This is a genomic window from Janthinobacterium sp. UMAB-56, assembly GCF_900095265.1.
Taxonomy (GTDB): Bacteria; Pseudomonadota; Gammaproteobacteria; order Burkholderiales; family Burkholderiaceae_D; genus Janthinobacterium.
Window position 1 is genome coordinate 42446 of record NZ_LT607653.1, and the last position, 25773, is coordinate 68218.

Below are 25773 nucleotides of genomic sequence, written 5' to 3' on the forward strand. Positions count from 1 at the left end.
TTTTATAATGCAGTACACACGTAGCTGTCGTAGCTGCGGAGTACCTAACATATTGATGGGGAAATGCTATGAATGCCAAGCTTGATTCGACCGTAACGGCTCGTCCAGTCACCCGGGAAACCTTTGACCAGGTCCTCGTTCCTACCTACGCCCCTGCAGCCATGGTGCCCGTGCGCGGTTCCGGACTGGATCTGTGGGATCAGTCAGGCAAGCATTACCTCGATTTCACCTCCGGCATCGCCGTCAACAGCCTGGGCCACTGCCATCCAGTGCTGGTCGACGTGCTGACCAAGCAAATCAATAATTTGTGGCATTTGGGCAACGGCTACACCAACGAGCCTGTGCTGCGCCTGGCGCTGGCCCTGACGGAAGCGACCTTCGCCGACCGCGCCTTCTTCTGCAACTCGGGCGCGGAAGCCAATGAAGCGGCCCTGAAACTGGCGCGCAAGTACGCCCACACCAAGTTTGGTGCACACAAGTCGCGCATCATCTCGTGCTTCAGCTCCTTCCACGGCCGCACCCTGTTTACGGTGTCCGTCGGTGGCCAGGCCAAGTACACGGAAGGCTTCGAGCCGCTGCCGCAAGAGATCAACCACATCGCCTACAACGACATCGAAGCGGCGCGCGCCGCCATCGGCGATGACGTGTGCGCCGTGATCGTCGAGCCGGTACAAGGCGAAGGCGGCGTGGTGCCGGGCAATCCGGAATTCCTCAAGGAACTGCGCGCCCTGTGCGACAAGACCGGCGCCCTGTTGATTTTCGACGAAGTCCAGTGCGGCATGGGTCGCACTGGCGCGTTGTTCGCCTACATGGGCTACGGCGTCACGCCGGACATCCTGACGGCCGCCAAGGCGCTGGGCAACGGCTACCCGATCGGCGCCATGCTGACCACCGAAGAACTGGCGCATACTCTGGCCGTCGGTACCCATGGCACCACCTATGGCGGCAACCCGCTGGCCGCTACCGTGGCCTTGAGCGTGCTGGAAACGATCAACACACCGGCGTTCCTCGCGCGCGTGAAAGAAGCGAGCGTCAACACCATCGCCATGCTGCAAGGCTTGATCACGGATTACCCGCAAGTGTTCTCCGTCGTGCGCGGCAGCGGTTTGCTGCTGGGCCTGGTCGTCAGCGATGCCTACAAAGGCCGCGCGAAAGACATCCAGAAAGCGGCCGAAGCGCAAGGCTTGATGGTGCTGATCGCCGGCATGGACGTGGTGCGCCTGGCGCCGGCCCTGATCGTCTCGGACGAACAGATTGCCGAAGCGGGCCGTTTGCTGCGCGCCGCCATCGACGGCCTGCTGAAAGCCTGAGGCTAGCCTCGCTCCCTGTTTGATCACCGGCCCGCCGCTATGCTGCGGGCCGGCTTGGTTCTACCCGGGTTTTCAGCCCCAGTATTGTCTGCATTGAAGGAGTACCCATGTATGTTGTCCGTCCGGTAGAAATTGCGGATATTGCAGCCCTCGAAGCGCTGGCCGCAGTCACCATGCCGGGTGTCCATACCCTGCCGAAGACGCGCGAAAAAATCGCCGCCTCCGTCGAGCGCTCCATCGCCTCGTTTGCCGCCCATGTCGACATCCCCAGCGAAGAGTCGTATCTCTTCGTGCTTGAATCCCTGCTCGACAAGAGCATCTTTGGTACGGCCGCGATCTTCGCCTCGGCCGGCTCGAACGGCACCTATTTTTCATTCCGCAACGACGTCATCCAGCAAGTCTCGCGTGACCTGAACATCAGCCACAGCGTGCATGCGCTGACCCTGTGTTCCGAGCTGACGGCGTACTCCCAGCTGTCCGGATTTTATGTGCGCAACATGGAGCAGGCAGGCCTGGAAGCGGCCCTGCTGTCGCGCGCGCGGCTGCTGTTTGCCGTGCTGGCGCCGCATCGCTTCGGCGACCGCTTCTTCGTGCCGCTGGCCGGCATCACGGATGCCAACGGCCAGTCGCCATTCTGGGATGCGCTAGGCCGCAAGTTCTTCCAGATGGATTTCCTCGATGCCGAAAAAGTCATCGGCGGCGCGCGCAATCGCACCCTGATCGTCGAACTGATGCCGCACTACCCCGTGTATGTGCCGCTGCTGCCCGGCGACGCGCAGGCAGCCATGGGCCAGATCCACCCGAGCGGCGAACTGGCTTTCAATTTGCTGACGGAAGAAGGCTTTGAAGCAGACGATTACATCGACATCTTCGATGGCGGTCCGATCCTGCAGGCGCACAAGCATGCGCTGCGCTCGTTTACCGGCTCGCTCACGCGCCGCGTCGTCGCCGGCATCACGCCCAGCCGCACGGGCCTGAAAGTGCATTACGCGGTCGCTTCGGGCGCGGAACGCAACTTCCGCGCCGTTACCTTTACCTGCGATGCGCTCGAAGCGCAGGACACCGTCGGCTTGCCGCCCGAGCTGCTTGAAGCGCTGGCCGTTGCCGAAGGCGACAGCGTCATTTGCGTGCGCATCTAACCGAGAGAACATTATGCTAGTAGTACGCGCCATCAACGCTTCTGACCTGGACGCCCTGTACGGCCTGGCCAGCCAGGTCGGCACCGGCATGACCACCCTCAAGCCGGACATGAAAATGCTGGGCGACCGCCTGGCCATCGCCTGCGCTTCGTTCGCCGAAACCATCCCGCCCGAAAAGCGCGACTACATGTTTGTCATGGAGGATACGGACACGGGCCGCCTGGCCGGCGTGTGCGCCATCAAGGGCGCCGTGGGACTGGAAGAACCGTTCTATAACTACCGCATCGGCACCCTGGTCCATTCCAGCCGCGAACTCGACGTGTTCACGCGCATGGAAACGCTGTACCTGTCGAACGACCTGACGGGCAGCACGGAACTGTGTTCGCTGTTTTTGCACCCCGACTACCGCAGCGGCAACAATGGCAAGCTGCTGTCGAAAAGCCGTTTTCTGTTCATCGCCCAATTCCCGCAGCTGTTCACGGAAAAGCTGATCGCTGAAATGCGCGGCTACCAGGCGCCGGACGGCAGTTCGCCGTTTTATGAAGGCCTGGGCCGCCATTTCTTCAAGATGGATTTCCACCACGTCGACGACTTGACGAGCCTGGGCAAGAAATCGTTCATCGCCGAACTGATGCCGCGCCAACCGATGTACGTGGCCTACCTGCCAGACGAAGCGCAGGAAGTCATCGGCAAGGTGCATCTGAGCACGGCGCCCGCGCGCCGCCTGCTGGAACAGGAAGGCTTGCACTTCGAAGGCTATGTCGACATTTTCGACGCCGGTCCCGTGCTGCAGGCGCGCGTGTCCGAGTTGCGCGCCATGCGCGACAGCATGCCGGCCGTGCTTGATGCAGCGACTGTGCCTGCGCTTGATGCCTGCGAGGTGGCGCCAGCCGAGCCTTACCTGGTGTCGAACACCGACTTGAAAGATTTCCGCATGATCGTCACCAGCGCCAATCCGCATAGCGGCAAGATCGCGCTCGATGACGATGAACTGCATCTGCTGCGCTGCCATAACGGCGACACCGTGCGCACCTTGTCACTCAACCCGAGGAAGCATCCCCATGTCTAAATCGTCCAACCTTCATTCATCCACCGCAGTCTCGAACTTCATCAACGGCGCCTGGCTGCCAGGCACGGGCCGTGAATTGCTCACCATCGATCCGTCGAACGGCAAGCAGACCTGGGCCAGCCTGGAAGCGACGGAAAACGAAGTCGAACAGGCGTGCCAGGCCGCCCGCGCAGCCTTCGAGAACTGGGCCGATACGCCCGTCGACGAACGCATCGCCATCTGCGTACGCTTTCGCGAACTGCTCAAGGAGCATGCCGAAGCGCTGGCGCTGCTGATCTCGGAAGAAGTGGGTAAGCCTTTGTGGGAGTCGCGCACGGAAGTGGCCACCATGGCCAACAAGATCGATATCTCGGTGCAGTCGTACAATGCGCGTACGGGCATCACGCAAAGCAAGATCGCCGACGGCGACGCCGTGCTGCGCCACCGCCCGCATGGCGTGTTCGGCGTGTTTGGTCCATACAATTTTCCAGGCCACCTGCCCAACGGCCACATCGTCCCGGCCCTGATTGCCGGTAACACCATCGTCTTCAAGCCCAGCGAATATGCGCCGCGCACGGCTGTCAAAACCGTGCAGCTGTGGCAGCAGGCCGGCTTGCCGAACGGCGTCGTCAACCTCGTCAACGGCGGGCGCGACACGGGCGTGGCCCTGGGCGCCAATCCGCACCTCGATGGCGTGCTGTTTACGGGTTCCTGCCAGACGGGCATCAGCCTGCACCGCCAGTTCGGCGGCCAGCCGGGCAAGATGCTGGCGCTGGAAATGGGCGGCAACAACGCCCTGGTCGTATGGGATGTGAAGGATGTCGACGCGGCCGTGCACCACGCGATCTTCTCCGCCTTTGTCTCGGCAGGCCAGCGTTGCACCTGCGCGCGCCGTCTGGTGGTACAGGACAACGCTGCCGGTGCTGCCTTCGTCGCGCGCCTGGTGGAAGTGGCCGCGAAACTGGGCATCGGCGCCTCCGACGCCCAGCCGCAGCCTTTCATGGGCCCCGTGGTGTCGAGTGCCGTGGCCGCGCGCCTGCTGCAGGCGCAGGCGGACATGGTCGCCAAGGGTGGCACCACCCTGCTGCAGATGCGCCAGTTGAATCCCGAGGCGGGCTTTGTCACGGCCGGCATCGTCGACGTCACCAATGCGGTCGGCATCCCCGACGAAGAATGGTTCGGCCCCCTGCTGCAGGTGATCCGCGTGGCCGATTTCGATGCGGCCATGAAGGTCGCCAACGCCACCGAATTCGGCCTGGCCGCCGCCTTGCTGTCCGACGATCCGGCCCTGTGGCAAACGTTTCAGACGCGCGCACGCGCCGGCATCATCAACTGGAACCGTCCGACCACGGGCGCGGCCAGCACGGCGCCGTTCGGCGGCATCGGCAAGTCGGGCAACCATCGTCCGAGCGCCTATTACGCGGCCGATTACTGCGCCTACCCGGTTGCTTCGATCGAGAACAGCGTACTGGAAATGCCGTCCAAGCTGTCGCCCGGCCTGAATTTTTAAGGAAACCCCATGCACAGCACGCGCGAATACAATTTTGACGGCCTGGTCGGGCCATCGCATAACTATGCCGGACTCTCGTTCGGCAACGTGGCCTCGTTCAGCAATGTGAAAAGCGCCTCGAATCCGAAGCAGGCCGCCCTGCAGGGCCTGGCCAAGATGCGTGCGCTCGCCGCGCGTGGCTTTGCGCAAGCCTTGCTGCCGCCGCAGGACAGGCCCAATTTCCGCTTGCTGCGCTCCATCGGTTTCACGGGCACGGACGCCGAGGTGCTGGCGCGCGCCTACAAGGAGTCGCCCGTCATCCTGGCCTGCGCCTATTCCGCCTCTCCCATGTGGACGGCGAACGCCGCCACGGTCAGCCCGTCGGCCGACACGCAGGATGGCCGCGTGCATTTCACGGCCGCCAACCTGAATAACAAGCTGCACCGCGCCTTCGAGCACGCGCAGTCGGCGCGCAGCCTGCGCGCCATTTTCAGCGACGAACAGCACTTCGCCGTGCACGACGCGCTGCCGTCGACGCCCGCCTTTGGCGATGAGGGCGCGGCCAACCACACGCGTTTGGGCGCGAACCATGGCGCGCCATCGGTTGAATTGTTCGTGTATGGCCGGGTGGAGTTCGATCCGTCGGCGCCATCGCCGAAGCGCTACCCGGCGCGCCAGACCCTGGAAGCGTCGCAAGCCGTGGCGCGCCTGCATGGCCTGGACGCCAGGCGCACCGTGTACGTGCAACAGAACCCGGACGTGATCGACCAGGGCGTGTTCCATAACGACGTCATCGCCGTCGGCAATGGCAATGTGCTGTTCTATCATGAACAGGCGTTTGCCGATGAAGAGGAGAGCCTGTCGCAGCTGCGCCGCGCCGTCGCAGCCACGGGCGCGCAACTGGACGCGCTGCGCGTGGACACGGGGCAGGTGCCGATCGCCGACGCCGTCAGCAGCTATCTGTTCAACAGCCAGTTGCTGACGAAAGAGGGCGGCAAGATGGCGCTGGTGATACCGCAGGAGTGCCAGGAAAACCGCGCCGTGTCGCGCTACCTGGAAGGCCTGGTGGCTGGCGGTGGTCCCATCGATGAACTGATTCATTTCGATCTGCGCCAGAGCATGCGCAACGGCGGTGGCCCCGCTTGCCTGCGTTTGCGCGTGGCGCTGACGGAAACCGAAGCGCGCGCCATGCACCAGGGCGTGATCATGACGGAAACGCTGTACCATCGGCTGGTGCAGTGGGTGGAAAAACACTACCGCGACCATCTTGAGCCGAGCGACCTGGCCGACCCGCAACTGGCGCTGGAAGTGCATGCGGCGCTTGAAGAATTGACGATCATCCTCAACTTACCGGGATTGTACGACTTGTAGGCGATAGAAAACACCCAGAAAAAATCCGAGACAGACTATCCGTAGCACAGACAGAATCGGACGGGCGACCCCCGTCTCTTGACACCGCTGCCGCGCAGCCACAAGCCCGAACGACAGCGTTGGACATTCACATTACCGTAATGGAGATGCAAGATGAATCACACGCCACAAGATTTGCGTACACAAACGCTGGAGCTGATTAACGCGGCTGGCAATGCAGGCAAGGCGGCAGCGCCTGTCGTGCAGCTGGTGCAGGCATGGCTCGACTCGCTCGATGCCGAAGACCTGGCAGACATTGCGCCCGACAGCCTGGCGCCCGTGCTGGTCGACGGTTTCACGCAAGCGGCCAAGCGTACCGGCAGCGGTTGCCAGATCGCCACCCTGCGTTATGCGGATGGCCGTGGCGGCATGGCGAGCGCCTTGCTGATCCTGAACGAAGACATGCCTTACCTGGTCGACTCCATCGTCATGGCCATGCGCCGCCAGCACCTGGCCGTGCGCGGCGTAATGAATACCGTGCTGCCCGTGCGCCGCGCCGCTGACGGCAAGGTGGAAGCAGTGCGCCAGCCGGGCGACCCGCTTGAATCGTATGTACTGGTGCTGCTCGACGAAGAGCTGGCGCCGGAAGCCCTGGCCGCGCTGGTCGCCGCCCTGGAGACGGTCGCGCGTGACGCCTTTGTGGTGCGCCGCGATAGCGCCGCCATGGGTGATCGCCTGGCCGCCGTGGCTACCGCCGCCGCCCTGCATGGCGAAGAAGGCGCGGAAGTCGCCGCCTTCCTGGAATGGGCCCGCAGCGGCGGCTTTGAAGTGTTCGGCTACGCCTATTACCGCGTCAAGCCGGGCGTGCGCGAACTCGAACGCGACATTCCTAGCCGCGTCGGCGTGTTGCAGGATACGGCGCACCCGGTATATGGCACCTGCCTGGCGAATATCCCGGGCGACTTCGACACCCTGGCCAAGCGCGACTCGGCGCTGTCCATCGTCAAGGCTGACGTGGCAGGCACCCTGCACCGCGACCAGCAGTTAGACTTCATCGGCGTGCGCGATATGGATGCGCAAGGCGCGATCCTGGGCGAGCATTGCTTCGTCGGCCTGTTCACCCGCGCCGGCAACTCCACCCCGCTGGCGGCGCTGCCGTTTGCGCGCGGCCGCGTGGCCAAGGTACTGAGCCTGGCCGGCGTGCGCCAGCAAGGCTTCCGCGCCGAGAAATTCCGTGAAATCCTCGAATCCCTGCCGCGCACGGAAGCGCTGGAGGCGGACCTCGACTGGCTGGCGCAAGTGTGCGGCGCCGTCGTCTCGCTGTACAAGCAGCCGCGCACCAAGGTCTTCGCGCGCCGCGACGTCTACGCGCGCCACCTGAACGTGCTGGTCTACCTGCCGCGCGAGCGCTACAGCGCCAGCGTGGCATCGAGCCTGGCAAAAGCCCTGCAAGCCAGTTCCGGCGCCACGCATGTGAGCATGCAAACCCTGGTGGCAGACGGCCCCCTGGCGCGCGTCTACCTGATCGCCCACGCCGCGCGCTACCCGCTGGACCTGGAAACGGATATCGAACAGCCGCTCCTGGGCGTGCTCGATGGCTGGCACAACGGCTTCGCCGCCGTGGCAGACGCCGTGCCCGACGTGGCACTGCGCAGCAGCCTGCGTAAACTCTGCGCCACCCTGCCGCTCGACTATGTGGCCGCCACTACCCCGGCCGTCGCCTTGCGCGACCTCGACACCATCTTGCGCAATACCGATCCGGCGCACGTGGCCGTGCGCATCGAGACGGGCCTTGTCACCACCATTCGTTTGTACTCGGCCAACAAGGTGCCGCCGCTGTCGACCATCCTGCCGGCCCTGCACAATGCGGGCGTGGCCATCGACCGCGAACAGGCATACTCGGTTTCCTTGTTCGACGGCACGCGCTATTTCGTCACCAGCCTGACGGTCGATGCCGCCAGTGCGGCGAAACTGGCGCAGCCATCCGTCGTCGCCGTGGCGCAGGAATTGTTTGCCGCCCTGTTCAACGACACGGCCGAAGATGGCCGCCTGAATGGCCTGGTCATCGAAGGCGGCTTGTCGACGCGCGAAGTGCAACTGGTGCGCGCCTACACCAGCTACTGGCGCCAGGCAGGCAGCAGCTTCTCGGTGCGCTACATCGCCGAAAGCCTGCGCAAGCAGCCGGCCCAGGTCAAAGCCCTGGTCGAGGCCTTCCTGCAGCGCTTCGATCCGGCACTGTCCGACGCGCAGCACGCGGCGGCCCTGGAAAGCATCGCCGCCATCAAGGCCGGCCTGCCGTCCGTGAACCACGCGGACACCGAGGAAATCCTCGGCGCGCTGGCCGATCTGATGGCCGCCACCCTGCGCACCAGCTACTTCCAGAACAATCAACAGGGTGACAAGATCATCTTCAAGTTCGACACCAGCAGCCTGGCGCTGGTGCCGGAACCGCGTCCTTACCGCGAGATTTTCGTCTTTTCGCGTCGCTTTGAAGGCGTGCACCTGCGCGGCGGCCCTGTCGCCCGTGGCGGCTTGCGCTGGTCCGACCGCATGGAAGACTACCGTACCGAAGTGCTGGGCCTCGTCAAGGCCCAGATGGTGAAGAATGCCGTTATCGTGCCGGCCGGCGCGAAGGGTGGTTTTGTCTGCAAGATGATGCCGAAGGACGCCGTGCGCGAAACCATCGCGGCCGAGGGCGAAGCCGTGTACCGCCTGTTCATTTCCAGCCTGCTGGAAGTGACGGACAACCGCTCCCTTGGCAATATCGTGCCGCCGGTCGATACCGTCTGTTTCGACGAAGCCGACCCGTACCTGGTGGTGGCTGCCGACAAGGGCACGGCGACGTTCTCGGACATCGCCAACGGCATCGCCGTGCAGCGCGGCTTCTGGCTCGGTGACGCGTTCGCCTCGGGTGGCTCGAATGGCTACGACCACAAGAAGCTGGGCATCACCGCCAAGGGCGCATTCGAAGCCGTGAAGCGCCACTTCTATGAAATGGACCACGACCTGAACACCACCCCGATCACCATGGTCGGCGTGGGTGACATGTCGGGCGACGTGTTCGGCAATGGCGTACTGCTGTCGCGCCAGCTGAAACTGGTGGCTGCATTCGACCACCGCCACATCTTCCTCGACCCGACACCGGACGTCGCCGTCTCGTTCGATGAACGCGCGCGCCTGTTTGCCTTGCCGCGTTCCTCGTGGGATGACTACAACAAGGACTTGATATCAAATGGCGGCGGCGTGTATCCGCGCTCCGTCCGCAGCATCGAACTGTCGCCGCAAATCCGCGCCGCGCTCGATATCGCCGAAACCTCGCTGCCGCCGGAAGAACTGATGCACCGTATCCTGAAGTCGCCGGTGGACCTGTTCTACAACGGCGGTATCGGTACCTACATCAAGGCTTCGACGGAAACGCACGCACAAGTGAAAGACCGCGCGAATGACCATATCCGCGTCAGCGGCAATGAGCTGCGCGTGAAAGTGGTGGCCGAAGGCGGCAACCTGGGTGCGACGCAGGCAGGCCGTATCGAGTTCGCGCTGGCGGGCGGACGCATCTTCACCGATGCGATCGACAACTCGGCCGGCGTGGATTGCTCGGACCATGAAGTGAACGTGAAAATCTGGCTGGACGTGGAAGTCAATGCGGGCAAGCTGACGGAAGAAGAACGCAACCGCGAGCTGTATGCAATGACGGACGACGTCGAGCGCCTGGTCTTGCGCGATAACACGCAGCAGACGCATTTGCTGGTGCGCGAGCTGCAGGCACAAAGCGAAAGCGCCGTGCAGGATGGCTATGCCGCCCTGATCGCCAGCCTGGAAGAAGAGGGCGCCCTGTCGCGCGAACTGGAGCAATTGCCTTCGGTGGCCGAACTCGCACGCAGGAAGAGCGATGGTCGTGGCCTGACCACGCCGGAACTGGCGGTGGTGATCGCCAACGTGAAGAACCGCTTCAAGCGCATCCTCTCAAGCCTGCCGCTGACGGACGCAACGTGGGCCGAGCCGGTCCTGAAACCTTACTTCCCATCCTTGCTGGTGGCAACGCGTTCGGCGCTCGACCATCCGCTGGCCAATGCCATCCTGGCGACCGTGCTGGCCAATGAAGTGATCAACCGCTGCGGCCCGCTGATGATCCGCAACCTGGCGGCGGAACATGGCGTGGAAGAGTCCAGCGTGATCCTGGCCTGGGGCCAGGCCTGGGTGGCGCTGAACCTGGCGCCCGTGTTCGACGCGCTCGATGCCGATGCCCTGACGGTGCCGCGTGAGGTGTCGATCAAGGTCGATGCGCAAACGCGCGTGCTGCAGCAAACCATGATCGCCGGCGTGCTGTCCGTGCCGGCCGAGCAATTGCGCGGCGCCGGCCTGGCCGAACTCACGCGCCTGTTTGGCGCGGAATCGAAGCGCGACCTGCTCAAGGCTGTCGGCATCAAATCCGAGGCGGCGCAGGTAGCCGGCTTGACGCCGGCCTTCGTGCAGGCCTGGGATGCGGTCGATGCGCTGGAAGTCGTCGCCGGCTTCCTGTTCCCAGCCCTGTCCGTGCCGCGTCCGGCTTCGATGGACCTGGCCGCCTTCCTGCAAGTGGGCCTGGCCCTGCGCAGCCAGGCGGGCATCGACACCCTGGAGCGTGGCCTGAAGCTGGCCGCGCAAGGCAAGTCGCAGGAACAGTTGCGCAATTACGCGCAGCAAGCGCTGCGCCGCACGCAACAGCGCCTGTTGACCCAGGTGCTGGCGCGCGCCCAGAAAGGCAATGCAGGCCAGGCCGTCGATGCGGTGACGGGTGCGCTGGGCCTGTCGTCCTATGTGGCGGCGACGGAACTGGAGCAAGCCATGCTGGACGTGTGGACCTTGTCGGAAGCCGTGAATAAAATCACGGCAAAAACTCCAGCGGAAGCGGCGGTGTAATGACGCAAGATGCAACACAAGTAGTGCAGGGCGCTGGCGGCTTGCCGCCAGCCGTGCAGGCGCTGGCGCAGGCCGATTTCAGCGGCGTGGCGCAGTTGTTCGCCGACGCCGGTTTCGCGGTGGCCTTGCCGGCCCCCGGCATGCTGCAGGTAGTCAAGCCGCAGGCCGATGCAGGCCGCGCCAGCGTGGCCGTCTCGGTCGGCGTGCATGGCGACGAGACGGGGCCGATCGAAGTGCTGGCGCATCTGCTCGACGCTTTGTCGCGCGATGCGGCTAAGCTGGCCGTCGACCTGCTCGTTTGCGTGGGCAATGTCGATGCGATCCGGGCCGGCAAGCGTTTTATCGACGCCGACCTGAATCGCATGTTCCGCCCTGTGCGGGGCAGCCTGGCGCAAGCGGCGGAAAGCGCGCGCGCCGATGACATGATCGCAGCGACCAAGGCGTTCTTTGACGCGGCCGGTCCCGTGCGCTGGCACCTGGACTTGCACACGGCCATCCGGCCTTCCGTGTACCCCACGTTTGCCATCGTGCCGGACCTGGTGGCCGACGATGCCAAGGCGCAGCTGATCGATTGGCTGGGCCAGGCGGCCATCGGCGCCATCATCATGAACCCGCAGTCGGCCGGCACCTACAGCTATTACTCGGCCGAGCATTTCGGCGCGGCCGCCAGCACGGTGGAGCTGGGCCGCGTGGGTACCCTGGGGCAGAACGACCTGAGCCTGTTCGACGATGTGTCGCGGGCGCTCGACGGCTTGCTGCGCGGCTGGCCTGCACAAGCCGTTAAGGCGCAGCCGCACGTGTTCAAGGTGGCGCAGGAAATCATCAAGCACAGCGATGAATTCCGCATGGCTTTTGATCGCAGCACGCAGAATTTCACCTCCCTGCCGCAGCACGCCGTGATCGCCAGCGATGGCGACCATGTGTACACGGTGCAGCACGCGGAAGAGCTGGTGGTGTTTCCGAACCCGGATGTGCGCGTGGGCTTGCGCGCGGGATTGATGGTGGTGCGTACCTCCTGATTGTTCAGCCATCACGCAGTATCAGGCGCCAGCCGGGGGAACCCGCTGGCGCTTTTTTTATGGAAAAGATGCTGCACAGAAATAATTATCCATTAAGCAATCGCCTGGTTTAAAATATTTGCCCTTTTGCAATTTCTTGGACCGATCATGTTGAAACGCCTGCTGACAGCATTGCTGTGCCTGACCCTCTCCGGCCTGACGGCTGCCGCCCCTGCCGACGAGAAGGCAGCCGCGCCGGAAATGACGGCCGAGCAATTCCTCGCGCAGTTGCACCTGCAGCGCGGCAAAATCACTTTGCCAGGCGCTATCGCCACCCTGGATTTGCCGGCCAACTTCCGTTATTTGTCGCCAGCGGACGCCGAGCGCGTGCTGGTTGATGCCTGGGGCAACCCGCCGGGAATGGAATCGCTGGGCATGATCGTGCCCGCCAAGACCAGCGTGCTCGAGCGCGATAGCTGGGGTGTCATCGTGACGTATGAAAAGGAAGGGCATATCAAGGATGACGATGCGGACAGCATCAAGTACGACGAATTACTCAAGGATATGCAGGCGTCCGTGCTGGAGAACAATGCGGAGCGCAAAAAGCAGGGCTATCCCGGCATCCATTTGATGGGTTGGGCGGAGAAACCCAGCTATGCCAAGGATACGCACAAGCTGTACTGGGCCAAGGATTTGATGGTCGATGGCGGCGTGCACTCGCTGAACTACAACGTGCGCGTGCTGGGCCGCGAAGGCGTGCTGAACCTGAATGCGATTGCCAGCATGCAGCAGATCGAGGCGATCAAGAAAGAGATGCAGCAAGTGACGGCATTCACGGAATTTACCGCGGGTAATCGCTACACGGATTTCGACAGCAAGACGGACAAGGTGGCCGAATATGGCCTGGCGGCGCTGGTGGCAGGTGGCGTGGCCAGCAAGCTGGGCCTGTTTGGCAAGCTGCTGGCGCTGTTGCTGGCCTTCAAGAAAGTGCTGCTGCTGGCCGTGGTGGGCGGCGGTGCGGCTATCGTCAAGTTCCTGGGCGGCAAGCGCAAGGATAAGCAGGCACAGCCGCCGGTGGTTCAGCCCGTCCATGCGCCGGACGGCAAGGTGAATCTGGAGAAGTAGTAAGAACTGAGGCTATCCGTGCGTCGGCGCACATGCGCGCGCTGCCGGAAAACAGCGCCTCGGGTACACTGGCTTCATCGTTCACTATCAGGAGTCCGCCATGTCCGTGTCCATGTATCAGGCAAGCATCCCCGTCTTCATTCGCGGCTTGCGGGTCGTCTCGGCCCTGCTGGAAAAAGCGCAAGCCCATGTGGAGGAGGATGGCATCGTGCCGGAGATTTTATTGGGTGCGCAGCTGGCGCCCGACATGCTGGACTTGACGGCGCAGGTGCAGCGCGCCAGCGATACGTCGAAGATGTCGGTCGAGCGCCTGAGCGGTGTGCCGGCGCCGAAGTTCGAGGATAACGAAGCATCGTTCGAGCAACTACTAGAGCGCATCGCCAATACCATCGCCTATATCGACAGCGTGAATGCGGGCCAGATGGCTGGCAGCGCGCAGAAGGAAGTCGTGCTGAACTGGACGGATGAAGGCAAGAAATTCTCGGGCGACAATTATCTGCTCAGCTTTGCCCTGCCGAATTTCTATTTCCACGTTTCCATGGTCCACGCCATTTTGAGAAACAATGGTGTGGCCGTGGGCAAGCTCGACTATCTGGGACCCTACGATTAACGCTGCGGCTGCTGCACCTGGTTCTGCACTGCATTGCCCAGCATGCCGCCGCCGATCACGCCGGCCACTGTCGCCAGCGCCTTGCCGCGGCCGCCACCGACCTGATTGCCGATCAAGCCGCCGATGACGGCGCCCGTGCCGATGCCCACGTAGTTGGGCTGGGCGGCCGGTGCAGGCACTGGCTGCGGCTGGCGTGCCGGTTCGCGGTAGCTGGCCTCGCGGTAGCCATCGTCATTGTAGGCAGGACGGGCCTGCGCCACTTGCGTGTGGTGTACGACGCGCTTGTGCACGACGGGCGCCGGGGTCGCTTGCGCGACGACAGGCGCGGCTATCGGTGCACTCACGGGTGCAGTCGCGGGCGCTGCCAGGGCTGCTGCGCTGGCCGGCGTCATGCTGGCCATGTCGGCAGGCACGGCAGGCACAGTCGCCCGCGAATTGGGCAGGATGCCGGCGATGGACGCCGCGCCCACCAGGCACAGGACCGTCACGGAAATGGCGGCGCCGGCCATCAAGGGGTGGATGCGGCTGGCGGTAGTCGTCGTGTTCATGTGTTCTCCTGGGGGGCAAGGTGTTGCGGTGTTGTTGATGTGTCTAGCTGATGTGTCCAGATTAACGGCCGCGCCTGCGCAAGGCTAGCCCTTGCGCTGTATCAAACGTAAGCAGGTGTAAGCCGCGCTGTCCAAAGCGCAGTAGAATCGGTGCTTCCCCTTTTTCGGAGTCCGTCATGAGCCAGCTATTCACGCCGTACGCACTGGGGCCGCTGCAGGTGGCCAACCGCATCGCCATCGCGCCCATGTGCCAGTACTCGGCCGACAATGGCAATGCCACCGACTGGCACATGATCCACCTGGGCCATCTGGCCCTGTCCGGCGCGGGCTTGCTGATGACGGAAGCGACGGCCGTCTCGCCCGAGGGACGCATCTCGGCCGAAGACCTGGGCCTTTGGTCGGACGCGAATCAAGCAGCGCTGGCAAACGTGGTGCAGGCGATACGCCGCCATGCGCCGATTCCGCTGGTGGTGCAGCTGGGCCATGCGGGACGCAAGGCGTCGAGTCGCGCGCCATGGCAGGGCGGTGCCTGCGTGCACCTGGCCGATGGCGGATGGCAAACGGTGGCCCCGTCCGCCATCGCCCATGCGCCCGGCGAAACCGTGCCGCTCGCCCTCGACGAGATGGGTTTGTTGCAAATCAAGGGCGCCTTTGTCATGGCCGCCCAGCGTGTCCATGCGCTGGGTATCGACGGTATCGAATTGCATGCGGCGCACGGTTACTTGCTGCACCAGTTCCTCTCTCCCCTGTCCAATCAGCGCACGGATGCATATGGCGGCAGCCTGGACAACCGCATGCGTTTTCCGCTGGAAATCTATGAAGCCGTGCGCGCCGCCGTGCCGGCTACGGTGGCCGTGGGGATGCGTATTTCCGCCACCGACTGGGTAGCCGGAGGCTGGGAAATCGAGCAAAGCGTGCGTTTTGCGCAGGAACTCAAGCAACTGGGTGCCGACTTCATCCACGTTTCCAGTGGCGGCATTTCGCCGCAGCAGCAGATTCCCGTGGCGCCCGGCTACCAGGTGGCGTTTGCCGAACGCATCAAGCGCGACAGCGGCTTGCCTACCATCAGCGTGGGCTTGATCACGGAGGCGCAGCAGGCGGAAGACATTATTGCCAACGGCCAGTCCGACATGGTGGCGCTGGCGCGCGCCATCCTGTTCGACCCGCGCTGGCCCTGGCATGCGGCGGCCCAGCTGGGCGCGCAAGTGCAGGCGCCACCGCAGTACTGGCGTTCGCAGCCGCGCGAATTGAAGCACCTGTTCGGCGACACGACCCTGGGCCAGCGCTAGGAGCCTGCTATGCTACACTGACGCTACTTCCCTATTTCTCCAGGACGCTTCGACATGCGCCATTGATACTGCCGTGCTGTGCACGGCCTCGCCCATCCCGCCATAGCGCTTTGCGCCGCGCGGGTTCGCCAGCCTTGCTCAAGGAGTATCCATGCCTGCCTTCCTACAACTCGACCGTCTTTCCTTGGTGCTGCCCGATGGCCGCGCCCTGTTTTCCGATTTGCAATTCACCTTTGCCCCGCAACGTATCGGCCTCGTCGGCCATAACGGCGTGGGCAAGAGCGTGCTGGCGCGCCTGCTGGCGGGCCAGGCGCAGCCGTCTTCCGGCGCCGTGCGTTGCGACGGCAGCGTGCATTACGTGGCGCAGGAACTTGATCCGCAGCACTATCCCAGCGTGGCGGCGCTCGCCGGCATGGAGGAATTGCTGGCCGCGCTGGCGCGCATCGCCGCCGGCAGCCTCGACGAGGCCGACTACGCCCTGGTGGGCGAACACTGGGATGCCCACGCCCGCCTGCGCCAGGCGCTCGATGCGCTCGATTTGCAGCAGGTGGATGCCGACACGCCAACGAGTCGCCTGAGTGGCGGCGAACGCCAGCGCATCGCCCTGCAGTGCGCCTGGCTGTCGCAGGCGCACTGGCTGGTGCTCGATGAACCGAGCAACCACCTTGACGCCGGCCAGCGCGCCCGCCTGGTGGCGCAGATGGCGCGCTGGCCGGGCGGTTTGCTGCTGATCAGCCATGACCGCAGCTTGCTCGAGCACGTCGATGCCATCGTCGAGCTGTCGCCGCAGGGCTTGCGCAGCTATGGCGGCAATTACGCGATGTATGCGCAGCTGCGTGCGCTGGAGCAGGCTGGCTATGCCGCCGCCCTGCAGGCGGAAAAGGCCGGCGCCAAACGCGAACAGCGCGAAGCGCAGCAGCAAAGCGAGCGCCAGCAGCGCAGGATCGGACGTGGCGAGCGCGAGGGCCGCGAAGGCAACCAAAGCAAGCTGCTGCTGGACGCGAAAAAGGAGAAAAGCCAGGATAGCCAGGGCAAGCTGCACCTGCGCGCGCAAGAGGCGCAGCAGGCGCGCCAGCAAAGGGTGATGAATGCCAGCGCCCGCTGCGCGCCCGAGGCCGAACGGCTGCTGCTGGCGCCCGAGAGCCTGGTGCCGAATGGAAAATTGATCCTGGCGCTGCGCGGGCTGGTCTTGCCGCATGGCCAGGCGCACGCGATCAACCTGGTACTGAGCGGGCCGCGCCGCCTGGCCGTGACGGGAAATAACGGCAGCGGCAAGTCGACCCTGCTGCGCTTGATCGCCGGGCAACTGGCGCCCGCCAGCGGCGAGCTGCACTGCCACGCGCAGGTGGCGTGGCTGGACCAGCATGCTGGCCTGCGAGACGGCGAGCGGAGCGCCGTGCAACGCTTGCAGGCACGCAATAGCACTGTGGCGGAAGGGGATTTGCGCACGCGGCTGGCGCTGCTGGGCATTGCCGGCGCGCGCGCCACCATGCCCAGCCGTTTGCTCAGTGGCGGCGAGCGCATGAAGGTGGCGCTGGCGGCCGAACTGTATGCGCAAACGCCGCCGCAACTGCTGCTGCTCGACGAACCCGACAATCATCTGGACCTGGCCAGCCTGCAGGCGCTGGAGCAGATGCTGCTGCAATATCAGGGGGCCTTACTTGTGGTTTCGCACGACCAGGCATTTTTGGCGGCGATAAACCTTGACCCGCAGGGCTTGACATTGCATAAATGATAATTGAATGAAAAAGTACACGCTCGATGCCTGTAGGGCATGCTTCATGAACCGATGCTGAATTTTGTTTGATTGTCGGTATAATCCACTGAATAACCGGGCCTATTTGTGAACTAAAACTGCCGGTTCACCAATATGATGACGTTTAATCTGGCACTGTTGTCGGTCACTGCCGCGCTGCCAGGGCGGCCTCCTCCGTGCCCTGCCGTGCATGAATTTTGGTTTCGCTTATATTGTTTTCTTGGAGAAATAGCATGTCGTTTTACGAAAAACTCAAAGCCCTCAACATTGAACTGCCAGTCGTTGCCGCGCCAGCTGCCGCCTACGTGATGCATGCCCGCACGGGCAACACTGTCTTCCTGTCCGGCCACCTGGCCAAGAAGGATGGCAAGGTCTGGGTCGGCCAGCTGGGCAAGGACGTCACCACGGAAGAAGGCAAGATCGCTGCGCGCGGCATCGCCATCGAACTGATTGCTACGCTGCAAGACGCCTGCGGCGGCGACTTGAACAAGGTCAAGCGCATCGTCAAGGTCATGAGCCTGGTCAATTCCACTTCCACATTCACGGAACAGCACCTGGTGACCAATGGCGCCTCGGAACTGTTCGTCGAAGTCTTCGGCGACAGCGGCAAGCATGCCCGCTCCGCCTTCGGCGTGGCGCAAATCCCGCTGGGCGCTTGCGTCGAAATCGAGCTGATCGCCGAACTGGCCTGATCATCTGAGCATGCCGGCGCTTGCCGCCGGCTCGCCTTTTCCTCTTTTCCAGCAAGAGCGGAACCGCCATTGGGGTGGAGGGATCGGTGTATTCAAGAAAAAAACGGAGACATGTAATGAAAACGAGTGAACAAGGCTTGCACCGCGGCCTGGGCGAGCGGCAGATCCGCCTGATGGCGCTGGGCGCCGCGATTGGCGTGGGCCTGTTTTTGGGGTCCGGCAACGCCATCAAGATGGCCGGTCCCGGCATCATGCTGTCGTACATCATCGGTGGCGCGGTCATCTTCATGATCATGCGCGCGCTGGGCGAAATGGCCGTGCACAATCCCGTGGCTGGCTCCTTCAGCCGCTATGCCCAGGATTACCTGGGCCCCTTGCAAGGCTATCTGACGGGTTGGAACTACTGGTTCCTGTGGCTCGTCACCTGCGTCGCTGAAATTACCGCCGTCGCCATCTACATGGGCATCTGGTTCCCCGACGTGCCGCGCTGGATCTGGGCCCTGGCGGCCTTGGGTTCCATGGGCGCGATCAACTTGCTGGCAGTGAAAGCCTACGGCGAGTTCGAATTCTGGTTCGCCCTGATCAAGGTGGTCACCATCATCCTGATGATTGTCGGCGGCACGGGCATGATCATCTTTGGCCTCGGCAACAATGGCGTGGCCATCGGCATCTCCAACCTGTGGACGCATGGCGGCTTCTTCCCGAATGGCGCGCAGGGCGTGCTGATGTCGCTGCAGATGGTGATGTTTGCCTACCTGGGCGTGGAAATGATCGGCCTGACGGCTGGCGAAGCGGCGAACCCGAAGAAATCAATTCCCGACGCCATCAATTCCGTGTTCTGGCGCATCCTGATTTTCTATGTCGGCGCACTGTTCGTCATCCTGTCGATCTACCCATGGAATGAAATCGGCACCACCGGCAGCCCCTTCGTCATGACCTTCGAACGCCTGGGCATCAAGACGGCCGCCGGCATCATCAACTTCGTCGTGCTGACGGCCGCCCTGTCGTCGTGCAACGGCGGCATCTTCAGCACGGGCCGCATGCTGTACAACCTGGCGCTGCAAGGCCAGGCACCGAAGGCGTTTGCGGAAACCACGGAAAGCGGCGTGCCGCGCCGCGCCATCCTGGTGTCTGTCTTCGCGCTGCTGCTGGGCGTGCTGCTGAACTACCTGGTGCCGGAAAAAGTGTTTATCTGGGTCACCTCGATTTCCACCTTCGGTGCCGTCTGGACCTGGGGCGTGATCCTGGTCACGCAGATCCAGTTCCGCAAGACCCTGACGCCGTTGGAAATCAAGAATCTGGCCTTCCGCATGCCGTTCGCGCCATACGGTTCCTGGATTTCGCTGGCTTTCCTGGCGCTGGTGATCGGCCTGATGGCGTACTTCCCCGATACGCGCATCGCCCTGATGGTGGGACCAGCCTGGCTGATCCTGCTGACGGTGCTGTACTACGCGCTGGGCCTGGCGCCGAAAGAGCGGCGCGACGACGTGCCGCAAGGCTACGAGGCAGGCTGGCCGCCGGCCGATGCGCCAAAGGTCAAGAAGTAAGCCAGCGTAGTTGAGCTGAGCCTGAAGCGCGCCACTGCCCCTGTGCAGCGGCGCGCTTTTTATTTCATAAAAACAATTTATTCTTCGCCAGCAGGCTGGCGGGTTTGCCGGCGCAGGCCTGGCGTTGTTTCCTTGCATCAAAGTTCTGTTTAGCTGAGCCGATGAAAGCCCTATAATCGCTTAGTTTTGAAAATGGACGCGATATTTCCGGTTTTTTCCCAGGTAGGGCCGGAGCGCCGTTTTCTCTTGTTTTTACCCGTCATGTATACAAAACAAAAGCATGCCTCATAAAGGAAGTCTAGTGAGCCAAACCCTGGTCCAGAAACTTTGCCGCACCAAGCCGATCGATACCACGGTCGAATATGGTGAAGGCCTCAGCAGCAGCGGCTTGAGCCGGTCCATCGGCCTGTTTTCCCTCACCATGATCGGCGTCGGCGCCACCATCGGCACGGGCATTTTCTTTACCATGGTCGAAGCCGTGCCCAAGGCGGGGCCATCGGTCGTCCTGTCTTTCCTGATCGCCGCCATCACGGCCGGCTTGACGGCCTTGTGCTATGCGGAATTGTCGTTCCGCATACCCGCTTCCGGCTCCTCGTATTCATTTGCCTATGCCACCGTGGGCGAGTTTCTTGCCTTCATCATGGCCGCCTGTCTGCTGCTCGAATACGGCTTGGCGGGCAGTGCCGTAGCCATCGGCTGGTCGTCCTACCTGAATAACTTCCTGGAAAATGCCTTCGGCTGGCACATTCCCGAGATGCTGCGCACGCCGATGATCGTTTCCGGCCCACATGGCATGGAGTTTCATGCCGGCCATATCAACCTGCCGCCGATCTTCCTGATCTGCATGTGCGGCTTCTTGCTGCTGCGTGGCGCCAAGGAATCGGCCCTGATGAACGCCATCATGGTCATCATCAAGCTGGCGATCCTGGTGTTTTTCATCATCATCGCGTTTTCTGGTTTTAACGCCGACAATTTCTTCCCCTTCTTCAATAGCGACAATAGCAAGGGCTTTGCCGGCATGACGGGCGTCACAGCCGCTGCCGGCACCGTCTTCTTCTCCTTCATCGGCTTGGATACGGTGGCGACGGCGGGCGACGAAGTGAAAAATCCCACGCGCAATGTGCCGCGCGGCATCCTTGGCGCCTTGCTCATCGTCACCGTGTTTTACCTGCTGGTGGCCGTGGCCGCCCTGGGCGCGCAACAAGCCAAGCTGTTCGAAGGCCAGGAAGCGGGCCTGGCGGTGATCCTGCAAAACGTCACTGGCAAGACCTGGCCCGCGCTGGTGCTGTCGGCCGGCGCCGTCATTTCCGTCTTCAGCGTGACCCTGGTAACGATCTATGGCCAGACGCGCATCCTGTTTGCCGTCAGCCGCGATGGCCTGATCCCGAAATCGTTCCAGAAAATCCACCCGCGTACCCTGGTGCCGGTCAGCAATACCATCATCGTCTGCCTGGTGGTGGCCGTCGTGGCCGGCTCCGTCGATGCCACTTATTTGTGGGACATGGTCAGCATCGGTACCCTGACGGCCTTCATGGTGGTGTCGATCGCCGTGCCCGTGCTGCGCCACAAGCAGGGCGCCAACCGCATCGAAGGCTTCAGCGTACCGTTCGGGCCGTATGTGATTCCTGGTCTGAGCATATTGGCTTGCCTGTACATCATGCGCGATTTGCCGCATACGACGTTTGTCGTGTTCAGCGTGTGGATGGCGGTAACGGTGGCCATTTACTTCCTGTACAGCATGCGCCATTCGCACCTGGGCAAGAAGGCCCGCTAATGCAGTCTGTTCCATCTAAAACCGCCGCGCTTGCCGGCGGTTTTTTTTATTCTTAACTGGAATTTACATGATGAAAATAACTGATCTGGCCGCCTGCGGCTTGCTGGCAAGCAGCCTGCTTGGCACCACGGTGCAGGCCGCCCCTGCAAGCGAGCCGGCATTGCGCGATTACCGCGCCGTGGCCCTGTCTGCCAATGGCCAGCGCATCGCCGCCATCGAATCGAGCAAGGTGGGCGAGCAGCCGCAGCGCCCGCATGCTGCCATCATCGTGCGCGACGCCGCCAACGGCGCCATCGTGCAGCAATTCGACCCCTGTGCCGTGTGTTCCTACGACAAGCCCAGCTGGTCGCCGGACGGCAGGCAGCTGGCCTTTGTTGGCTACGACGCCAAGGCGGGCACGGCGCAGCTGTACCTGGCCACCCTGTCGCAGGCGCAGGCACGCGTGTTGACCAGTATCAAGGGTGTGGCAAGTACGGCGCGCTGGTCGCCGGACGGCAAGCAGCTGGCCTTGCTGGCGACGGTAGGCGCGCGCAAGCTGGCCGGCGCCGTGGAGGCGGGCGCGCGCCAGGTGGGCGAAGTGGGCAGCGCAGACGATGCCCAGCGCATCGCCATCGTGCCGGCCAGCGGCGGTGAGCCGCGTCTGCTGTCACCAAGCGACACCTATGTGTATGAATACAGCTGGACGCCCGATGGCCGCGGCTTCGTGGCCACCAGCGCGCAGGGCAATGGCGACAGCAACTGGTGGGTCGCCAAGCTCAGCCATATCGATGCGGCCACGGGCGCCTTGCGCGTGATCGCGTCACCGGCCATGCAGCTGAACCTGCCGTCGGTTTCGCCGGATGGCAAGACGGTGGTGTTCATCGGCGGCCTGATGAGCGATTTCGGCTCCATCGGCGGCGATATTTATAGCGTGCCGCTGGCCGGCGGCACGCCGCGCAATCTCACGCAAGACTATCGCGGCACCTTCAATGGCGTCGTCTGGCGCGGCGCCGGCTTGCTGGCAACGGCCCTGATCGATTCGCAGCTGGCGCTGGTGCCTGTCGATGCGCAAAGCGGTCCGGCCCAGCCGGTGATGCTTGGCGAGATCAGCAGCAGCGGCAGCGATGGCCGTCTGTCGTTCAGCGCCGATGGCCAGCAAGCGGCGGCCGCGCAGGAAGACTTTACGCATGCCAGCTATCTGGTGGCGGGACCGGTGGGCCAGCTGAAAAAGATTACGCGCGACAATGACGGCTTTGCGCCGCAAGTGTCGGTGCAAAACGTGGGCTGGAACAACGAGCAATACAAGGTGCAAGGCTGGCTGCTGGGACCGTTGAAGGTGGAGGCCGGCAAGCGCTACCCGATGGTCGTCAACGTGCATGGCGGCCCCGGCGCGGCTGCCTCGCCCCGTTATGTGGCGGCGAGCACCCTGATCCATGAATTGACGCAAAAAGGCTATTTCGTCTTCCTGCCCAATCCACGCGGCAGCTTTGGTCAGGGCCAGGCGTTTACGCGCGCCAACATGGCCGACTTTGGCGGCGGCGACTGGCGCGACATCCTGGCCGGCATCGACGCCGTGCAAAAAGTAGCACCCGTCGATGGCCAGCGCCTGGGCCTGATCGGCCATTCGTATGGCGGCTTCATGACCATGTGGGGCGTCACGCACAGCAACCGTTTCAAGGCGGCCGTGGCGGGTGCGGGCGTGTCGAACTGGATCAGTTATTACGGCCAGAACGGCATCAACCAATGGATGATCCCCTTCTTTGGCGCCTCCGCGTATGACAATCCAGAGGTCTACCGCCGTGCCTCGCCGATCGAATCGATCAAGGCCGCCAAGACGCCGACCCTGATCTACGTGGGCGAGCGCGACGTGGAAACGCCGGCCGCCCAGTCGCTGGAATTCTGGCATGGCTTGCGCGCCATGGGCGTGCCGTCCAGCCTGTTCATCTATGATGGCGAAGGCCATTCCTTCCGCAAGCCTGAACACCAGCGCGACTTGCAGAAGCGCACTATCGGCTGGTTCGAGCAGTATCTGAAGTAAATGGCAGCTTAGCGCGGTGAAACAATATGCACGATCGCCGCGCTATGTATCACGATCTTGTCGGCGTCTGCCTGTAACAATCGGATGCGCCGCTGCACCAGTGGCCAGCCCGACCAGGCTACGTCGCTGACGGGCGGCGCGGCCGGGGTAGCCAGCGGGGCGCTGATGGCGGCCTTGTTGTCGAGCTGCTCCAGCGCGCGCGACAGGGTCTGGCACACTTGCGTATGGCTGTGGCCGAGCAAGGCATTGACGGGCGCGACGGGCAGCTGGTTGGCATGGCGCCCCAGAATCGAGCGCAGCGCCGCCACGTGGGCCACCAGCAGGTAATTTTGCACGATGAACAGGTTGATGTCTTCCACGGCCCGCTGCTTGCTGGCCGGTTCATCGAGCATACGTACGAGTGCCGAGCTGAGCGCGGCCAGGCTGTCCATCAATCGCTTGCGCTCGATGCGGTAGGCAAAATCATCGAAGCATTTCCCCTGCAGCAGCGCGAAGCTGACCTGCATATAGCTCAGGTTCACATTCAGTACCTGGCGCACCAGCCGGGGCAGGCTCTGGTATTCCCAATTGGCCAGCACGAAGCTGAACACGGTTGCTACCGCCGCGCCGATCAGGGTATCGATCAGGCGTTCGCTGACGAGGTTGGGGTTGCTGGGCGCTACCAGGTGCATTTGCAGCAAGATCATCAGGCTCACGGCGATGGCCGTGTAGCGGTAACGCAAATAGATGAAGGTGGGCGTGGCCACGATGGACAGGAACAGGATGGCCATCAGCACGATATTGCTGTGCACGTAGCGGATCACGATGGCCGTGACCACGCAGCCGATGATGGTGCCGATGATGCGGTCGGCGCGGCGCTGGCGCGTCATGCTGAAGGTGGGACGCAGGATAATGACGATGGTCAGCACGATCCAGTAGCTGTGCGCCGCATACGGCAGCCAGTGGCCTACAGCCAAGCCGACCGAAATGGCCATCGACACGCGCAGGGCGAAGCGGAACACGGGCGAATCCAGGCGCAAGTTAGCCAGCAGGGTCTTCAGCTCGTACTTCTGCTGCGACAAGAAAGGCGCCATGTCGGCGCCGCTCCAGAACGGCACGTTGTCATACACTTTCTGGCTGGCCAGGTGCAATTCTGCGATCATTTTTAAAATGGCGCGGATCTTGTTGCGCTGCGCGCGCAGGGTAGCCAGTGCCTCTTGCGCACTGTCACCTTTCGCGTGCAGACGGGCGATCTCTGTTTCGATGTCGGCCCATTCCTTGTCATAGCTGATCTGCGCATACGAAGCGCGCTTGCGCGTGACGGCGTAAGCCACGGCTTCGATGTCGCGCGCCGCCTTGTAAGCGAGGTCGTGCAAGGATTTCAGTACCTCGGAGTCGGCCAGGTGCTGGCGCAGCAGCGCGTAATCGGTGTGCGTGGAAAGGATCAGCTCATATAGATCCAGCATGCACACATGCACTTGCACGACGATGGCGTCCTTGCTGTTCTTGTGGCTGCGCAAAATCAGGTCGCGCGACGCCTGTTGGCGGTCGGCCAGGATGCTTTGATGGCGCACCAGCTTGTTGAACTGTTCCGTCAGATTGAAACGCGTGTCGTAGAAATCGGCCTTGATATCGATGTAGGCGGCCAGTTCGAACAGGGCTTCGGCCAGCACTTGCTGTTTGATGCGGTGGCGCAAGACCCAGGCGATGGCCATGGCGTAGGCGAGATAAATCAAGCCGCCCAGCATGAACAAGCCTGCGTGGTGGAACGATTGCTGCCACGTCATCTGATGCTCCATCGACATGGTCATGATGAAGAGGGCGGCCAGTTGCAAGGGCATGGATTTCTTGCCGTATACGACCATCATGCTGGCGAGAAAACTCACCAGCACGAGTACCGTCATCAAGAGCCACTGCACGGGCCCGCACAGGCTGATGAGTAAAGTGACGGCGCTGCACAGCAGCACGGAAGCGAGCATTTCGTTGAACTTGTGGCGCAGCGGGCTGGGCATGTCCATCAGGGTCGTGCACAGTGCGCCTATGCACACCGTCATGGCGGTGGCGCTGTCGCTGATTTCCTGGGTCAGCAAGGCCAGGCCGACCAAGCCGATGGCCACGCGCAAGCCCAGGTAAAAATAATGGCTGTAAATAAAGGTGCGCAGGTTCAGTGCGTAGTGCATGGGATTACCTTGTGGGTAGG

The 25773-nt window shown here is 62.9% G+C and carries 17 protein-coding genes; 15 read left to right on the plus strand and 2 right to left on the minus strand.

Annotated elements, in window-relative coordinates:
• The first annotated feature begins 68 nt into the window (after nt 1–68).
• From astC to K0F85_RS06170, 9 genes are all read left to right on the plus strand, one after another.
• On the plus strand, nt 69–1310 hold the full coding sequence (gene astC, locus K0F85_RS06130) for an acetylornithine/succinylornithine family transaminase (RefSeq protein ID WP_219115058.1): 1242 nt from the start codon (nt 69–71) through the stop codon (nt 1308–1310).
• A gap of 107 nt (nt 1311–1417) precedes the next feature.
• A complete protein-coding gene (locus K0F85_RS06135; RefSeq protein ID WP_219115059.1) occupies nt 1418–2449 on the plus strand; it encodes an arginine N-succinyltransferase in 1032 nt (343 codons plus the stop codon).
• A gap of 13 nt (nt 2450–2462) precedes the next feature.
• Complete coding sequence (astA, locus tag K0F85_RS06140; protein WP_219115060.1) at nt 2463–3518, plus strand: arginine N-succinyltransferase; 1056 nt, start codon at nt 2463–2465, stop codon at nt 3516–3518.
• Complete coding sequence (gene astD, locus K0F85_RS06145; RefSeq protein ID WP_219115061.1) at nt 3511–5007, plus strand: succinylglutamate-semialdehyde dehydrogenase; 1497 nt, start codon at nt 3511–3513, stop codon at nt 5005–5007. The genes astA and astD overlap by 8 nt, the downstream gene beginning before the upstream one ends.
• 9 nt (nt 5008–5016) lie before the next feature.
• Nucleotides 5017–6357 carry an N-succinylarginine dihydrolase gene (gene astB, locus K0F85_RS06150; protein ID WP_219115062.1) on the plus strand — a complete coding sequence of 447 codons (1341 nt, stop codon included), beginning with the start codon at nt 5017–5019 and terminating at the stop codon, nt 6355–6357.
• A 153-nt stretch (nt 6358–6510) separates the two neighbouring features.
• Nucleotides 6511–11238, plus strand: coding sequence for an NAD-glutamate dehydrogenase domain-containing protein (locus K0F85_RS06155; RefSeq protein WP_219115063.1), 4728 nt, complete (start codon nt 6511–6513; stop codon nt 11236–11238).
• Nucleotides 11238–12257 (plus strand): succinylglutamate desuccinylase, encoded by a 1020-nt coding sequence (locus K0F85_RS06160; protein ID WP_219115064.1) that lies wholly within the window; start codon nt 11238–11240, stop codon nt 12255–12257. The genes K0F85_RS06155 and K0F85_RS06160 overlap by 1 nt, the downstream gene beginning before the upstream one ends.
• A 147-nt stretch (nt 12258–12404) precedes the next feature.
• Nucleotides 12405–13361: a DUF2167 domain-containing protein gene (locus tag K0F85_RS06165; protein ID WP_257572566.1), complete on the plus strand. Its 957-nt coding sequence runs from the start codon at nt 12405–12407 to the stop codon at nt 13359–13361.
• A gap of 100 nt (nt 13362–13461) precedes the next feature.
• The gene (locus K0F85_RS06170) at nt 13462–13971 is read left to right on the plus strand and encodes a DUF1993 family protein (protein ID WP_219115065.1); all 510 of its coding nucleotides are present in this window, start codon (nt 13462–13464) and stop codon (nt 13969–13971) included.
• Here K0F85_RS06170 and K0F85_RS06175 read toward each other — a convergent pair.
• On the minus strand, nt 13968–14519 hold the full coding sequence (locus tag K0F85_RS06175; protein WP_219115066.1) for a glycine zipper 2TM domain-containing protein: 552 nt from the start codon (nt 14517–14519) through the stop codon (nt 13968–13970). The two genes, K0F85_RS06170 and K0F85_RS06175, sit on opposite strands and share 4 nt — an antisense overlap.
• A gap of 176 nt (nt 14520–14695) precedes the next feature.
• Here K0F85_RS06175 and K0F85_RS06180 point away from each other — a divergent pair, with 176 nt between their 5' ends.
• From K0F85_RS06180 to K0F85_RS06205, 6 genes are all read left to right on the plus strand, one after another.
• Nucleotides 14696–15808 (plus strand): NADH:flavin oxidoreductase/NADH oxidase, encoded by a 1113-nt coding sequence (locus K0F85_RS06180; RefSeq protein WP_219115067.1) that lies wholly within the window; start codon nt 14696–14698, stop codon nt 15806–15808.
• Nucleotides 15809–15959: 151 nt separating this feature from the next.
• Nucleotides 15960–17543, plus strand: coding sequence for an ATP-binding cassette domain-containing protein (locus K0F85_RS06185; RefSeq protein WP_257572567.1), 1584 nt, complete (start codon nt 15960–15962; stop codon nt 17541–17543).
• Between the two features lie 254 nt (nt 17544–17797).
• Nucleotides 17798–18256: a RidA family protein gene (locus tag K0F85_RS06190; RefSeq protein ID WP_070254760.1), complete on the plus strand. Its 459-nt coding sequence runs from the start codon at nt 17798–17800 to the stop codon at nt 18254–18256.
• A gap of 116 nt (nt 18257–18372) precedes the next feature.
• Complete coding sequence (locus tag K0F85_RS06195; protein WP_219115068.1) at nt 18373–19803, plus strand: amino acid permease; 1431 nt, start codon at nt 18373–18375, stop codon at nt 19801–19803.
• Between the two features lie 301 nt (nt 19804–20104).
• Nucleotides 20105–21577 carry an amino acid permease gene (locus tag K0F85_RS06200; protein WP_219115069.1) on the plus strand — a complete coding sequence of 491 codons (1473 nt, stop codon included), beginning with the start codon at nt 20105–20107 and terminating at the stop codon, nt 21575–21577.
• A gap of 67 nt (nt 21578–21644) precedes the next feature.
• Nucleotides 21645–23594 (plus strand): S9 family peptidase, encoded by a 1950-nt coding sequence (locus K0F85_RS06205; RefSeq protein WP_257572568.1) that lies wholly within the window; start codon nt 21645–21647, stop codon nt 23592–23594.
• An 8-nt stretch (nt 23595–23602) separates the two neighbouring features.
• On the opposite strand, the gene K0F85_RS06210 is transcribed toward K0F85_RS06205, so the two are convergent.
• Entirely contained in the window at nt 23603–25753 is a 2151-nt protein-coding gene (locus tag K0F85_RS06210; RefSeq protein ID WP_219115070.1) for an FUSC family membrane protein, read from the minus strand.
• Between the last annotated feature and the right edge of the window lie 20 nt (nt 25754–25773).